The organism is Hydrogenophaga sp. (assembly GCF_965657535.1).
Classification (GTDB): Bacteria; Pseudomonadota; Gammaproteobacteria; order Burkholderiales; family Burkholderiaceae_C; genus Hydrogenophaga.
In genome coordinates, this window is the sequence record NZ_CBFHOP010000013.1 from 24,932 (window position 1) to 38,159 (window position 13,228).

General features: G+C 64.3%; 11 protein-coding genes and 1 pseudogene. 6 read left to right on the plus strand and 6 right to left on the minus strand.

The window, feature by feature from the left end; genetic code table 11:
* Window positions 1-121 precede the first annotated feature (121 nt).
* Window positions 122-997 (minus strand): class I SAM-dependent methyltransferase, encoded by an 876-nt coding sequence (locus tag ACTG4K_RS17960; RefSeq protein WP_439115594.1) that lies wholly within the window; start codon window positions 995-997, stop codon window positions 122-124.
* 56 nt (window positions 998-1,053) lie between these two features.
* On the opposite strand from ACTG4K_RS17960, the gene ACTG4K_RS17965 reads away from it, so the two are divergent.
* The 3 genes from ACTG4K_RS17965 (at window position 1,054) to ACTG4K_RS17975 (ending at window position 3,219) form a co-directional block, all read left to right on the plus strand.
* Window positions 1,054-2,088, plus strand: coding sequence for a serine/threonine protein kinase (locus ACTG4K_RS17965; protein ID WP_439115595.1), 1,035 nt, complete (start codon window positions 1,054-1,056; stop codon window positions 2,086-2,088).
* A 178-nt stretch (window positions 2,089-2,266) separates the two neighbouring features.
* Window positions 2,267-2,716, plus strand: coding sequence for a MarR family winged helix-turn-helix transcriptional regulator (locus ACTG4K_RS17970; RefSeq protein WP_439115596.1), 450 nt, complete (start codon window positions 2,267-2,269; stop codon window positions 2,714-2,716).
* Window positions 2,717-2,793: 77 nt separating this feature from the next.
* A complete protein-coding gene (locus ACTG4K_RS17975) occupies window positions 2,794-3,219 on the plus strand; it encodes an organic hydroperoxide resistance protein (protein ID WP_439115597.1) in 426 nt (141 codons plus the stop codon).
* A gap of 103 nt (window positions 3,220-3,322) precedes the next feature.
* On the opposite strand, the pseudogene ACTG4K_RS17980 reads toward ACTG4K_RS17975, so the two are convergent.
* The 5 genes and pseudogenes from ACTG4K_RS17980 to ACTG4K_RS18000 form a co-directional block, all read right to left on the minus strand.
* Window positions 3,323-3,646: pseudogene (locus tag ACTG4K_RS17980) on the minus strand (hypothetical protein); the annotation flags it as partial.
* Between the two features lie 174 nt (window positions 3,647-3,820).
* Window positions 3,821-5,770, minus strand: coding sequence for a molecular chaperone HtpG (gene htpG, locus ACTG4K_RS17985; protein ID WP_439115598.1), 1,950 nt, complete (start codon window positions 5,768-5,770; stop codon window positions 3,821-3,823).
* An 85-nt stretch (window positions 5,771-5,855) separates the two neighbouring features.
* Window positions 5,856-7,130 (minus strand): esterase/lipase family protein, encoded by a 1,275-nt coding sequence (locus ACTG4K_RS17990; RefSeq protein ID WP_439115599.1) that lies wholly within the window; start codon window positions 7,128-7,130, stop codon window positions 5,856-5,858.
* Between the two features lie 88 nt (window positions 7,131-7,218).
* On the minus strand, window positions 7,219-8,556 hold the full coding sequence (locus ACTG4K_RS17995) for a pseudouridine synthase (RefSeq protein WP_439115600.1): 1,338 nt from the start codon (window positions 8,554-8,556) through the stop codon (window positions 7,219-7,221).
* A 67-nt stretch (window positions 8,557-8,623) separates the two neighbouring features.
* Window positions 8,624-9,358 (minus strand): Crp/Fnr family transcriptional regulator, encoded by a 735-nt coding sequence (locus tag ACTG4K_RS18000; RefSeq protein WP_439115601.1) that lies wholly within the window; start codon window positions 9,356-9,358, stop codon window positions 8,624-8,626.
* Window positions 9,359-9,546: 188 nt separating this feature from the next.
* Here ACTG4K_RS18000 and ACTG4K_RS18005 point away from each other — a divergent pair, with 188 nt between their 5' ends.
* The 3 genes from ACTG4K_RS18005 to ACTG4K_RS18015 are packed head-to-tail and all read left to right on the plus strand — an operon-like array spanning window position 9,547 to window position 13,218.
* Complete coding sequence (locus ACTG4K_RS18005; RefSeq protein ID WP_439115602.1) at window positions 9,547-11,493, plus strand: AMP-dependent synthetase/ligase; 1,947 nt, start codon at window positions 9,547-9,549, stop codon at window positions 11,491-11,493.
* Entirely contained in the window at window positions 11,490-12,272 is a 783-nt protein-coding gene (locus tag ACTG4K_RS18010) for an ABC transporter ATP-binding protein (RefSeq protein WP_439115603.1), read from the plus strand. The genes ACTG4K_RS18005 and ACTG4K_RS18010 overlap by 4 nt, the downstream gene beginning before the upstream one ends.
* Window positions 12,273-12,288: 16 nt before the next feature.
* Window positions 12,289-13,218: a branched-chain amino acid ABC transporter permease gene (locus tag ACTG4K_RS18015; RefSeq protein ID WP_439115604.1), complete on the plus strand. Its 930-nt coding sequence runs from the start codon at window positions 12,289-12,291 to the stop codon at window positions 13,216-13,218.
* The last annotated feature ends 10 nt before the right edge of the window (window positions 13,219-13,228 follow it).

Below are 13,228 nucleotides of genomic sequence, written 5' to 3' on the forward strand. Positions count from 1 at the left end.
CGGCATCAGCAAGGTGCTGACTTGAACACCGGGGAACGGCAGCACCAGAGTGCCACCACGAAATGCGCTACAAGCAGCGCCAGACCGCAGAGGGTCCAGCCGCGTCATGCCGCTTGAAAGGTCAGACTGCGAAACGCTGCGTGAGTTCTTGTAAGTTCAAGGTTTCAAGCACCTGCAATAGGCGCTCACGGGACCGGGCGCGGGAGCCGCCCCGGTCGTCTGCCATTCTACGGGCCAGGATCAGCTCGTTTTTCATTGAATGTTCCCAGCCCACCAGCTCGGTCACGGTGACGCTGTAGCCATGGGCCTCCAGCTGCAGGCAGCGCAGCACGTTGGTGATCTGGCTGCCAAACTCGCGCGTGTGCAGCGGGTGGCGCCACAATTCGGCCAGCGGCGTGCGCGACAGGCTCAGCGCCTTGTTGCTCCGCATCACACCCGCCACCTCGGCCTGGCAACACGGCACCAACACCATGAACTGCGCCTGCTTGGCCAGACCGAAGGCGATGGCGTCGTCGGTGGCGGTGTCGCAAGCGTGCAGCGCCGTCACCACGTCGATGGTGGCGGGCAGCTCGGGGTGGGTCAGCGCCTGCTGCACCGTGGTGGCCAGAAAAGCCATGCGCGCAAAGCCCAGGCGCTGGGCCAGCGCACGCGACTTTTCAACCAGCTCGGCACGCGATTCCACGCCGTACACATGGCCCACGGGCAGGTCTTTGAAAAACAGGTCGTACAAGATGAAGCCGAGGTAGGACTTGCCCGCGCCGTGATCGGCCAGGGTCACGTCGCCACGGGCCTTCAACACCTCGGCCAGCAGCGGCTCGATGAACTGCACCAGGTGGTACACCTGCTTGAGCTTGCGCCGGGTGTCCTGGTTGAGCTTGCCTTCGCGGGTGAGGATGTGCAGCTCTTTGAGCAACTCAACCGACTGGCCGGGGCGCAGTTCGGGCAGCTGCTCCTGCAGCGTGGGTGGCGGGCGTTTTTTCTCGGCGGCTTTCAACATGCACTGATCATAGGCGAGCCCCCGGAATCCGCAGCAAGGGCCGGCGACAATGGCGCATGACCTCAGCTCACCTGCATCCCTACACAGCTCTCACCCCTGACGTGGTGCAGGACGCCTTGGCCAGCATCGGCCTCTGGGGCGACGGGCGCCTGAGCGCGCTCAACAGCTTCGAAAACCGCGTGTACCAGATCCACCTGGAAAGCCCGTTTGACGGCTGCGAGCAGGTCGTGGCCAAGTTTTACCGGCCGCAGCGCTGGAGCGACGCGCAGATTTCCGAAGAACACGCCTTTGCCGCTGAGCTGGTGGCGGCTGAAATACCCGCTGTGCCGCCGCTGGCGGTACACGGCGCCACGCTGCACCACTTTGGCGGCTTCGCCTTTGCGGTGAGCCCCCGCCGCGGCGGGCGGCGCCCCGAGCTGGACGACTTTGAGGTGCTGGAATGGATTGGCCGCTTTCTGGCGCGCATCCACACGGTGGGCGCAGCGCGGCCGTTCAAGGCTCGCCCGGCGCTGGACGTGGCGGCCTTCGCCCACGAACCACGCGACTGGCTGCTGGAACACCGCATGGTGGCACCCGAGGTGCAAACCGCCTGGTCGAGCGCGCTCAGCGAAGCACTGGCGCTGATCGAGGCACACCCGGTGCTGCGTACGGGCACGCCGAACGGTGAGGACGGCATCCAGCGCTTGCGCCTGCATGGCGACTGCCACCCCGGCAACATTTTGTGGACGCCGACCGACCTGCCCGGTGCCGGCCCCCATTTTGTGGACCTGGACGACGCCCGAACCGGCCCTGCCGTGCAAGACCTCTGGATGCTGCTCAGCGGCGACCGCCGCCAGCAGACCCAACAGCTCGGCGCGCTGGTAGACGGCTACGAGCAGTTCCGCCCCTTTGACCGGCGCGAGCTGGCGCTGATCGAACCCTTGCGCACCCTGCGGCTGATTCACTACAGCGCCTGGCTGGCCCGACGCTGGGACGACCCGGCCTTCCCCATCAACTTCCCCTGGTTCGGCACCCGCGACTACTGGCAAGGTCAGGTGGACATGCTGGTGGAACAGATCGAAGAAATGCAAAACCCGCCGCTGATGGCTTGAACCCAGGTCAGCGCCGGGCTTCGCACGCCACCCATCAAGGGGGCGGCACTGGCGGACCTGCCAACGCGGTTCCGTTGTGCCCCGGGAAACGGAGAGCGCTGCGCTGAAACCCCACTTGAATCAGTGTTATCGAGCAATTAAATTGCACACAATTTAATTGCTCGATACATTGAACCCCATGCCGACGCCAAAAATCCCTACCGACCAAGCCCTGCAGCTGGACAACCAGCTGTGCTTTGCGCTGTATTCGGCTTCGCTGGCCATGACCAAGCTGTACAAGCCGCTGCTCGACGAACTGGGCATCACCTACCCGCAGTACCTGGCCTTGCTGGTGCTGTGGGAGCGCGACGGGCTCACGGTGTCCGAGTTGGGAGAACGGCTTTACCTCGACTCCGGCACGCTTACACCACTGCTCAAACGCCTGGAAACGGCAGGCCTGGTGTCTCGCCTGCGTGACACACAAGACGAGCGCCGGGTGCTGGTGCGCCTGAGTGCAGCTGGGCGCGAACTCAAACAGCGAGCGGCGCGCATACCCGGCTGCGTGCTGCAAGCCTCGCAATGCGACGTGGCCGAGGCCATGGCACTGACCCACCAGATTCAAGCCCTGCGCGACCGGCTCACCGCCTGAGCACGCAGCGGCCCACCCAGGGCCCACCCCTTTTCAACCCCCGCTTCCCCGGAAGCATTCAACCCCAGGAAACCACCATGACCACCCTCACCCAAGTGATTTACACCGCCCGCGCCCACACCACGGGTGGCCGCGAGGGCAACTCGCGCAGCGACGACGGCCTGCTCGATATCAAACTGACCCCACCCAAAGCCATGGGCGGCGCCGGCACGGCCACCAACCCTGAGCAGCTGTTTGCGGCCGGCTATTCGGCTTGCTTCATGGGCGCACTGAAACACGTGGCCGGCCTGAAGAAAGTGCCCGTGCCGGCCGATGCGTCTATTGCCGCCGAAGTGGACATTGGCCCCATCCCGGCCGGCTTTGGTATTGCCGCCCGCCTGGCCGTGAGCCTGCCCGGCATGGACCGCGCCGTGGCCCAGGATCTGGTGGACACGGCACACCAGGTGTGCCCGTATTCCAATGCCACACGCGGCAACATCGACGTGACCATCACGCTGCTCTGAAGCTGAGCGCCTTTCGGGCACACCGAAAGACAACATCGAAAAAGCCCACCTGGGCGACCGGGTGGGCTTTTTTGTGCGCAAAGGTCGCGCGCTATTTCTTCTCGCTGGGGTCGTAAATGGTGGTGCTGGTGCCCACGCCCACACCCACGCGGGCCTTGCTGTCGCCAATGGGGGCGCTCACCCCCACGCCAGCGCCCGCGCTGACCCGGCCGTCCTGGTTCACACCCACGCCCACGCCGACCGGCCCCACGCCGGTGCCCACACCCAGGTTCACACCGCCCGGACCCACCCCCACACCCACGGAAAACGGGCCGATGGGAATGCCAATGCCCACCGACGCGCAACCACCCAGCAGGGCTGCAGCAGCCAGCACCACAGCAGAAGTGCCGCGGCCGAAAAACGGATACAGGTTTGGGCGGGTGTTCATGGGTCAGGCCTCCGGGTTCACAAACAAACACCATTTTGACAGCGCGCGGGGCTGGGCGTTCCCGCCCCCGCGGCCAGTGCTGGAGGGCCAGAAAAAAACCCCGGTTCTGCGTACAGCCCCGGGGTTTCGGTGGTCGGCCCGAATGGGCCAAACCAATGGATCAGGTCGCCAACGTCAAACCAGCAAAGCGTTGACCCGTTTCACGTAAGTGGCTGGGTCTTCTGGCAAGCCGCCTTCGGCCAGCAAGGCCTGGTCAAACAGGATGTGGGCCAGGTCGTCAAAGTGGGCGCTGCTCTCCAGCTTTTTCACCAGCGCGTGCTCGGCATTCACTTCCAGAATGGGCTTCATGTCGGGCGCCTGCTGGCCAGCCTGCTTGAGCATGCGGGCGAGCTGGGTGCTCATGCCGTGGTCTTCCACCACCAGGCAAGCGGGCGAGTCCACCAAACGCGTGGTCACGCGCACATCCTGCGCTTTGTCCTTCAGGCTGGCCTTCAGGCGCTCCAGCATCGGCTTGAAGGTTTCGGCGGCCTCTTCGGCGGCTTTTTTCTCGGCCTCGTCTTGCAGATCGCCCAAGTCCACCGCGCCCTTGGCCACGCTTTGCATGGGGGTGCCGTCAAACTCGTGCAGGTGCGACAACGCCCACTCGTCCACGCGGTCGGTCATCAGCAGCACTTCGATGCCCTTTTTACGGAACACTTCCAGCTGCGGGCTGTTTTTGGCGGCAGCCAAGTTGTCGGCGGTGATGTAGTAAATGGCCTGCTGGCCTTCTTTCATGCGGGCCTTGTAGTCGGCCAGGCTCACGCTCACGGTGTCGCAGGTGGTGGACGCAAAACGCAGCAGCTTGGCCAGCTTCTCGCGGTTGGCAAAGTCTTCGCCCAGACCTTCTTTCAACACCGCGCCAAACTCGGCGTAGAAGGCCGAATACTTGCCGGCGTCTTTTTCGGCAGCAGCCAGGTCTTCAGCGCTCACCACATCGGTCACGCCATCGGCGCCTTCTCCGGCTTTGGGCGCCAGGTCTTTTTTGGCCAAGTCTTCCAGCATGGCCAGCACGCGGCGGGTGTTGCCTTCGCGAATGGCTTTCACGTCGCGGCTTTCCTGCAGCAGCTCGCGGCTCACGTTGAGCGGCAGGTCGGCCGAATCCACCACACCCTTGACCCAGCGCAGGTAAGAAGGCATCAGCGCCTCGGCCTCGTCCATGATGAACACGCGCTTGACGTAGAGCTTGATGCCCGACTTGCGGTCGCGGTTCCACAGGTCCACCGGCGCCTTGGCCGGAATGTAGAGCAGCTGCGTGTACTCGGTGCTGCCTTCCACGCGGTTGTGGCTCCAGGCCAGCGGGGCGTCCTGGTCGTAGCTGAGGTTTTTGTAAAACTCGGCGTACTGCTCGTCAGAAACGTCTTTCTTGCTGCGCGCCCACAGCGCGTTGGCCGAGTTCACAGCCTCCCAGTCCGCTTGCTGCACATACTCGCTCTTCTCGGCGTCCCACTCTTCCTTCTGCATCAAGATGGGCAGGCTGATGTGGTCGGAATACTTGCCGATGATGGACTTGAGCTTCCAGTGGCTCAGGTACTCGCTCTTGTCGTCGCGCAGGTGCAAGATGATGCTGGTGCCACGCGCGGCGCGCTCAATGGCTTCCACCTCAAAGTCGCCGGTGCCACCGCTGGTCCAGCGCACGCCTTCGGCCGCGGGCAGGCCAGCGCGGCGGCTTTCCACCACGATCTTGTCGGCCACGATGAAGCCGGAATAAAAGCCCACGCCAAACTGGCCAATCAGCTGCGCGTCCTGCTTCTGGTCACCACTCAGGTGGCTCATGAAGTCTTTGGTGCCGCTCTTGGCAATGGTGCCCAGGTGCTCCACCGCCTCGGCCAGGCTCATGCCAATGCCGTTGTCGGTGATGGTGATGGTCTTGGCGTCTTTGTCAAACGCCACGCGCACGTCCAGATTGGGCGCGTCTTCAAACAGCGCGGCGTTGTTCAGGCCTTCAAAACGCAGCTTATCGCAGGCGTCCGACGCGTTGGAGACCAGCTCGCGCAAGAAGATGTCGGGGTTGGAATACAGCGAATGGGTGACGAGGTGCAGCAGTTGCGACACTTCGGCCTGGAATGACAGGGTTTGTTTGCTCATGGAACCAATAAAAGTTTGAAAAACACAGACGCGCTCACAGCAGAGCGCCCACGCAAGCCGTGAATTATGGGCGGGGCGGGGTTTTTCAAGCCCCGGCGTCGGGCACCGGACTCAGCCACGCCAGAACCTGCGCCGCCACCTCGCGGCTCGAAAGCAGGTCCAGGTGGCCGGTGCGGTAGGTGAGGTACTGGCTTTCCCGGGCAAACACCAGCCGGCGGGCCGGTTCATCGTGCTGGCCCAGCGCGCTGTTGAGCGGCACCAGGCCGTCGCCCATCAGCCGGTCGGCCAGCAGGCCGCGTTTGGGCGCCAGGGTGGCAGCCACGGCGAAGCAGGCCACCCCTTCGGGCAAAGGCAGCGGTGTGCGATGGTCTTCGGGGGAGGCAAAGCGGTCGCGGCCCTGCCAGTCGGCGTCCAGCACATGGCCATGTCGCAGGTCGGTAATGCCGGCGCTGCGGATCTTGCCCAGCTGGGCAAACGGGGCGGTGTGCGGTGACGAGGCGAGCAGCAAGTCCACCCCGTGGCCCGCACGCTCCAGCGGGGCGCCATGGTGCGGCGTGCCCAGAAACACCAGCTCGCGCAACAGCCCCGGCCAGCGCTGGCCCGCCTCGCGCGCGGCGTGCACGGCCGAACGCGCCACCAGCCCGCCCATGCTGTGCCCCACAAGGGTGATGCGCTCCAGCGGCACAGGCCAGGCCGCCACCAGCTGCTCCAGTTGCAGGGCCAGCTCGCGCCCGCTCATGGAGGTGTGCAAGCCCGAGTTGTAGCGCAGGTAAACGGGCGTGCAGCCCAAGGCCCGCGCCAAAAACGCGCCGTGGTCGTGTCCACTGCGCAGCCACTGCGTGTCGTTCATGCACAGACCGTGCGCCAGCAGCAGCAGGTGCGGGCTGGGCTGGCTCAGCTGCGCCTTCAGCGCTTGGGGCGCCAGCGGCAGCACCTGCCCGCCTTGGCGCAATTCCATGCGCTGGGCCAGCGGGTTGCCAAAACTTTGCAAACGGTCGCCCAGCACACCGTTGAGCGCAGCCAGCACCGCCTCGCGCTCAGGGGAAGCGTTTGGGTGCGTGGTCGGGTCGTCCACCAGCGGCAGCAGCAGGGCCAAAGCCCCGTCCAGCCCATTGCCCACCAGGTGCGTCACACCGCGAATGCCCCGGTAAATCTGCCCGGTCAGTCCGCTGGTGTGCTCGGGTGTGGCACCCGCCGAAAACCCCAGCCGCCGCAGCACCGACTGGTGCACGCCCTCGGCGATGTTGATCACGCCCAGCGTGGCTTGCGAGGCCAGCTGGGCAGCGCCCCGCACATCAGACGGGCGCACGTGGCGCAGCACCGTGCGCTGGCGGGTCTTGGGTGGAGTGGGGGCGGTCATGGTGCATGGTGTCCAGGGTCAGAACGCAACAATGGGGGGCTCACTCTATGCCGCGTTTCGGTGTGTGCGCAACGTCCCGCCCACCGGCTCAGGCAAACGACTCACCCGCCCCCAGATACCGCCACTGCCCCACCGGCAGGTTGCCCAGCACCACGTTGCCGATGCGGATGCGCTTGAGGCCCACCACGTGCAGGCCCACCTGTTCGCACATGCGGCGGATCTGGCGCTTCTTGCCTTCCTTCAGGATGAAGCAGAGTTGCTCGGGGTTCATCCAGTCCACCTTCGCGGGCAGCAACGGCTGGTCGTCCAGGCTCAGGCCGTGGCGCAGCAAAGCCATTTTGTTCGCCGGGAAAACAGACTGCACATCCTGCGTGACCACGCCCGCGCCGTGTGGACCGTTGGGCGCGTAGTGCACGCGCACCAGGTATTCCTTTTCGATGCCGCTGTTCTCCCCGATGAGCTGGCGCGCCACGCGGCCGTCTTGCGTAAGCACGAGCAGGCCCACAGAGTCGATGTCGAGCCGGCCGCAGGGCGCAAGGCCGCGGGTGTGTTCGGGGGCGAAGCGGCGGCTGTCGGCCGGGTGGCGGGCGTCGCCGCGCCACTGGCTGGGTGCGCCGATGAGGGTAGCGGCGGCTTCGTGGCCGTCTTCGGGCTGGCCGCTCACGTAGCCCATGGGTTTGTGCAACAAGATGGTGACCTGCCCCGCCTGCTGGTGGCGGGCTTGGGGCAACACCTCGACCTGGGCGTCGGGCGCCACGGGCATGCCCATGACGGCGGGTTCGCCGTTGACCAGCACCCAGCCGCGCGCGATCCATTCGTCGGCCTCACGGCGCGAGCACAGACCGAGGTCGGCCATGCGCTTGTTCAGGCGGATTTCACCGCGCACGTTGCCCACGCGGGCGAGATCGGGCCGGTGCGGCTGCACCGGGCGTGGCGCGCTGGACGGGCCACGCGCAGCGCGGTCGCCGTAGGGCGCGTCGCGCGAATCGCGCGGGTTGCCATAGGGGTCGCTGCGGCCAGGGCGGTCACCTGAGCGGGGGTTGGGGCGCTCGCTCCAGCCGCGCTCATCACCGCGCAGGCCAGCCGGCGCCCGCCCATAGGCGTTGGGTTGTTCGGGACGGCCGCGTGGGTCTTGCCGTGGTGGTTGGCGTTGGTCTTGCCGCATGTCTGGGCGGGGGCCTTGGCGGCCATCGTTGCGCTCTTCCCAGCTGCGTTCACGCCGGTCTGGCAGGGGCGCACCGCGCGGACCACCGGCTCGATCAGGCGCGGCACGGGGGGGCTTGGGCGCAGACGCGGACACGCTTTTGGCGCGGGCCGGGCCAGGTGGGCGCACGGGCGCGCGGCGCGGGGCATAGGGGTCTGCGGGCGGCTTGGCGGCAGTGCCCGGATTGAGCTTGAGGGTGCGGGCGGGTTTGTCGGTCGTCATGGGGGGATCATCCCAGATGAATGGGCGAAATAAAAAGGAATTGCACGCGTGATGACTGCTCAGTCTCTCAGCTGGGTTCCAGCTCGCCCGAGCGCAGGGCGGCCAGGTCGAGCACGCGCAGGCCGCCGTATTCCACGCGTATCCAGCCTTTGGCTGAAAGGGTGGACAGGGCTTCGTTGACCCGCTGGCGCGACAGCCCCACCAGGTAAGCCAGCTCTTGCTGGGTGATGCGCAAAATGCCGTCGACGTTGGGCGAGAGCAGCGGGTGAAACAAGGCGGCGAGGTTGCGGGCCACGCGCAGGTCGGGGTTGTTGAGGCGGTCGATTTCGCGGGCGGCAATGAACTGGCCCAGGCGCTCGTTGAGCTGCAGCATGACGAAGCGGTTGAACCCAATGGAATGGTCCAGCAGCCAATGAAAAGTATCCACCGGCACCCCGGCCACGCGGCATTTGCGCAGCGCCTGCACGTTGTAGCGGTAGGGCTCGCGCTTGAGCACGGTGCCTTCGCCAAACCAACCACCCGGCGCCAGGCCGGTAAAGGTGATGGCAAAGCCCTGCGACTCGTCGTTGTTCATTTTCAGCAGTCCGTCCACCAGGCCAAACCAGTAGGTGGCCGCACGCCCGAAGCGGATGATGTAGTCGCCCGCCGGCACCTCGGTCACCACCAGGCCTTCCAGGGCGCGCGCACGCTCTGCTGGGCCCAGGCTGGGCAACCAGGGAATCTGCGCCAACTCGGCTTCGGTGGGCGCACGGGCGCGCTCGCGCAACACTGCACCTTGGCGATTCGACAGGAAAGATGACATGGCGCTGACCCGAACGTTCAAAAATTACTAGGGAAAGTCCTAGGGGGGAAGACCCCTCAATTGTCGTCGCACTGACAACATAACGTCAAACACAGGCATAACATCCGCACCAGAATGATTTGAACGCGGTGCGGCCGAATTGATCCAGAGGTGCTCTGGACAGGTCCCCGGACTCAGGAGACGTTGCCATGCAAAACACTTTCCCCCGACTGTTGCTGGACCACGCGCAGCGCCGCCCCGATGCGCCAGCCATGCGCGAAAAGGAATACGGCATATGGCAAACCACCAGCTGGGCTGCCATGGCCCGGCTGGTGGAAGCCATTGCCTGCGGCCTGCACCAGGCCGGCCTGCAGCGCGGCGAACACATGGTGGTGATCGGTGCCAACCGCCCCCGCCTGTACGCCACCATGCTGGCCGCCCAGTCCATTGGCGCCATTCCGGTGCCGCTGTACCAGGACGCGGTGGGTGCCGAATGCGTGTTCCCCATCAACAACGCCGACATCCGGTTTGCCGTGGTGGAAGACCAGGAGCAGGTCGACAAGATGCTGGAAATTCGCGACCGCTGCCCGCAGCTTTCGCATGTGTACTTTGACGACCCGCGCGGCCTGCGCAAATACGACGAACCGGGCCTGAGCGCGCTGGAAGAGCTGGTGGCCGCAGGCCAGGCTTACGCCAAGATCCACCCCCAGCTGTTTCGCGAACAGGTTGACATGGCCCAGCCCGACGACGTGGCGGCCATGTTTTTCACCAGTGGCACCACCGGCAACCCCAAGGGCGTGGTGCACACGCACAACACGCTGATCGACCGCGCCGCCGTGGGCACGCGCTTTGACAAACTCACCGAAAAAGACGAGGTGCTGGCCTACCTGCCGCCGGCCTGGATTGGCCAGAACATCTTCAGCTACGCCCAATGGCTGGTGGCCGGCTACGTGGTGAACTGCCCCGAGTCGGGCGCCACCGTCACCATCGACCTGAAAGAAGTGGGCCCCACCTACTATTTCGCACCACCCCGGGTGTTTGAAGGCCTGCTCACGACCGTGATGATCCGCATGGAAGACGCGGGCGCCCTCAAGCGCAAGATGTTCCACACCTTCATGGACGTGGCGCGCCGCGTGGGCCCCGACAAACTCGATGGCAAATCCGTGGGCCTGGCCGACTCGGTGCTGTACGCATTGGGCAACATCTTTGTATACGGCCCGCTGCGCAACAGCCTGGGCATGAGCCGGGTGCGTGTGGCCTACACGGCCGGTGAAGCCATTGGCCCCGACCTGTTCAGTTTTTACCGCTCCATCGGCATCAACCTGAAGCAGCTGTATGGCTCCACAGAAACCGCTGTGTTTGTGTGCCTGCAACCCGATCACGAAGCCCGTGCCGACACGGTGGGCGTGCCCTGCGAAGGCGTGGAGATCAAGCTGAGCGAGACCGGTGAGATTTTGGTGAAATCGCCCGGCTTGCTGAAGGAATACTACAAAAACCCGGCCGCCACGGCCGAGGTGCTGACCGCCGACGGCTGGTACCACACCAGCGACGCCGGCTTCATCGACGCGTCGGGTCACCTGAAGATCATCGACCGCGTGAAAGATGTGGGTCGCATCAAGGGTGGTGCGTTTGACAACGCCATGTTTGCGCCCAAATACGTGGAGAACAAGCTCAAGTTCTTCTCGTACATCAAGGAGGCGGTGGCTTACGGTGACCAGCGCGAAAAGGTCTGCGTTATGGTCAACATCGACATGGAAGCCGTGGGCAACTGGGCCGAACGCCGCAACCTGCCCTATGCCGGGTACACCGACCTGGCGCAAAAGCCCGAGGTGTACGAACTGATTCGCGAATGCATGGAAAAGGTCAACGCCGACCTGAGCCGCGACGAGCTGCTGGCCGGCAGCCAGATCAGCCGCTTCTTGGTGTTGCACAAAGAGCTGGACGCCGACGACGGCGAACTCACCCGCACCAACAAGGTCCGCCGCGGCTTCATTGCCGACAAGTACAACGTGTTGATCGACGCGCTCTACGGTGGCAAGACCGAGCAATACATTGAAACCCAGGTGAAGTTTGAAGACGGCCGCACCGGCAGCGTGAGCGCCACGCTGAAGGTGAGCGACGCCAAGACCTTTGCCCCAGTGAAAGCCGCAGCATGACCAAAAAAATCGGCGACGTCATTCTCGACGTCCAGAACATCAGCCTGCGCTTTGGTGGCGTGAAGGCGCTGACCGACATTTCCTTCAACGTGAAGGAACACGAGGTCCGCGCCATCATCGGCCCCAACGGGGCGGGCAAAAGCTCCATGCTCAACTGCATCAACGGTGTGTACACGCCGCAAGAAGGCAGCATCACCTTTCGCGGCCAGACCTTCAAGCACATGAACAGCCGCCAGGTGGCCGAGATGGGCATTGCCCGCACGTTTCAAAACCTGGCGCTCTTCAAGGGCATGAGCGTGATCGACAACATCATGACCGGGCGCAACCTGCGCATCAAAAGCAACCTGTTCATGCAGGCGCTGCGCCTTGGCCCGGCGCAGCGCGAAGAAGAAGAGCACCGCGAGTACGTCGAACAGATCATCGACTTTCTGGAAATTCAGGCCTTTCGCAAAACGCCCGTGGGCCAACTGCCCTACGGCTTGCAAAAGCGCGTTGACCTGGGCCGCGCGCTGGCCATGGAGCCCAAGGTGCTGCTGCTGGACGAACCCATGGCCGGCATGAACATGGAAGAGAAGCAGGACATGAGCCGCTTCATCCTGGACGTGAACGACGAGTTCGGCACCACCATCGTGCTGATCGAGCACGACATGGGCGTGGTGATGGACATTTCCGACCGCGTGGTGGTGCTGGACTACGGCAAGAAGATTGGTGACGGCACCCCCGAAGAGGTGCGCAGCAACGAAGAAGTCATCAGCGCGTACCTCGGTACGAGCCACTGAACACGGAGACAACAAGATGGCATTTTTCTTAGAAGCACTGCTGGGCGGCCTGATGGCCGGCATGCTGTATTCCCTGGTCGCGCTGGGCTTTGTGCTGATTTACAAAGCTTCAGGCGTCTTCAACTTCGCACAGGGCGCCATGGTGCTGTTTGCGGCGCTGGCCATGGCCCGGTTCTCTGAGTGGATTCCTCAGTGGCTCGGGCTGGACAACAAGTTCCTCGGCAACCTGATCGCGTTTGTGGTGGCTGGCGCTTGCATGTTCGTGCTGGCCTGGCTGATCGAGCGCCTGGTATTGCGCCACCTGGTCAACCAGGAGGGCGTGACGCTGCTGATGGCCACGCTGGGTATCACCTACTTTCTGGACGGACTGGGCCAGACTATCTTTGGCAGCGCGATCTACCAGATTGACGTGGGCATGCCCAAGGAGCCGGTTTTCCTGTTCGAAAACGTCTTCGAAGGCGGCGTGTTGATCAGCCTAGAGGATGTGTACGCGGCCTGCATCGCCGCCTTGTTGGTGGCTGTGCTTTCGCTGTTCTTTCAGAAAACAGGAACGGGCCGTGCGTTGCGCGCTGTGGCGGACGACCACCAAGCGGCGCAATCCATCGGGATCCCACTCAACCGCATCTGGGTCATCGTGTGGTTTGTGGCGGGTATCACCGCCTTGGTCGCTGGCGTCATCTGGGGCTCCAAACTCGGCGTGCAGTTCTCGCTCACCACGGTAGCCCTGCGTGCCCTGCCCGTCATCATTTTGGGCGGCCTTACCTCAGTGCCTGGCGCGATCATCGGTGGTCTGATCATTGGCGTCGGCGAGAAGCTCTCCGAAATTTACCTCGGGCCCTATGTGGGCGGCGGTATCGAGATCTGGTTCGCGTATGTGCTGGCGCTGGTGTTCCTGTTGTTCCGGCCCCAAGGTCTGTTCGGCGAAAAAATCATTGACCGCGTGTAAGGAAGAAGAA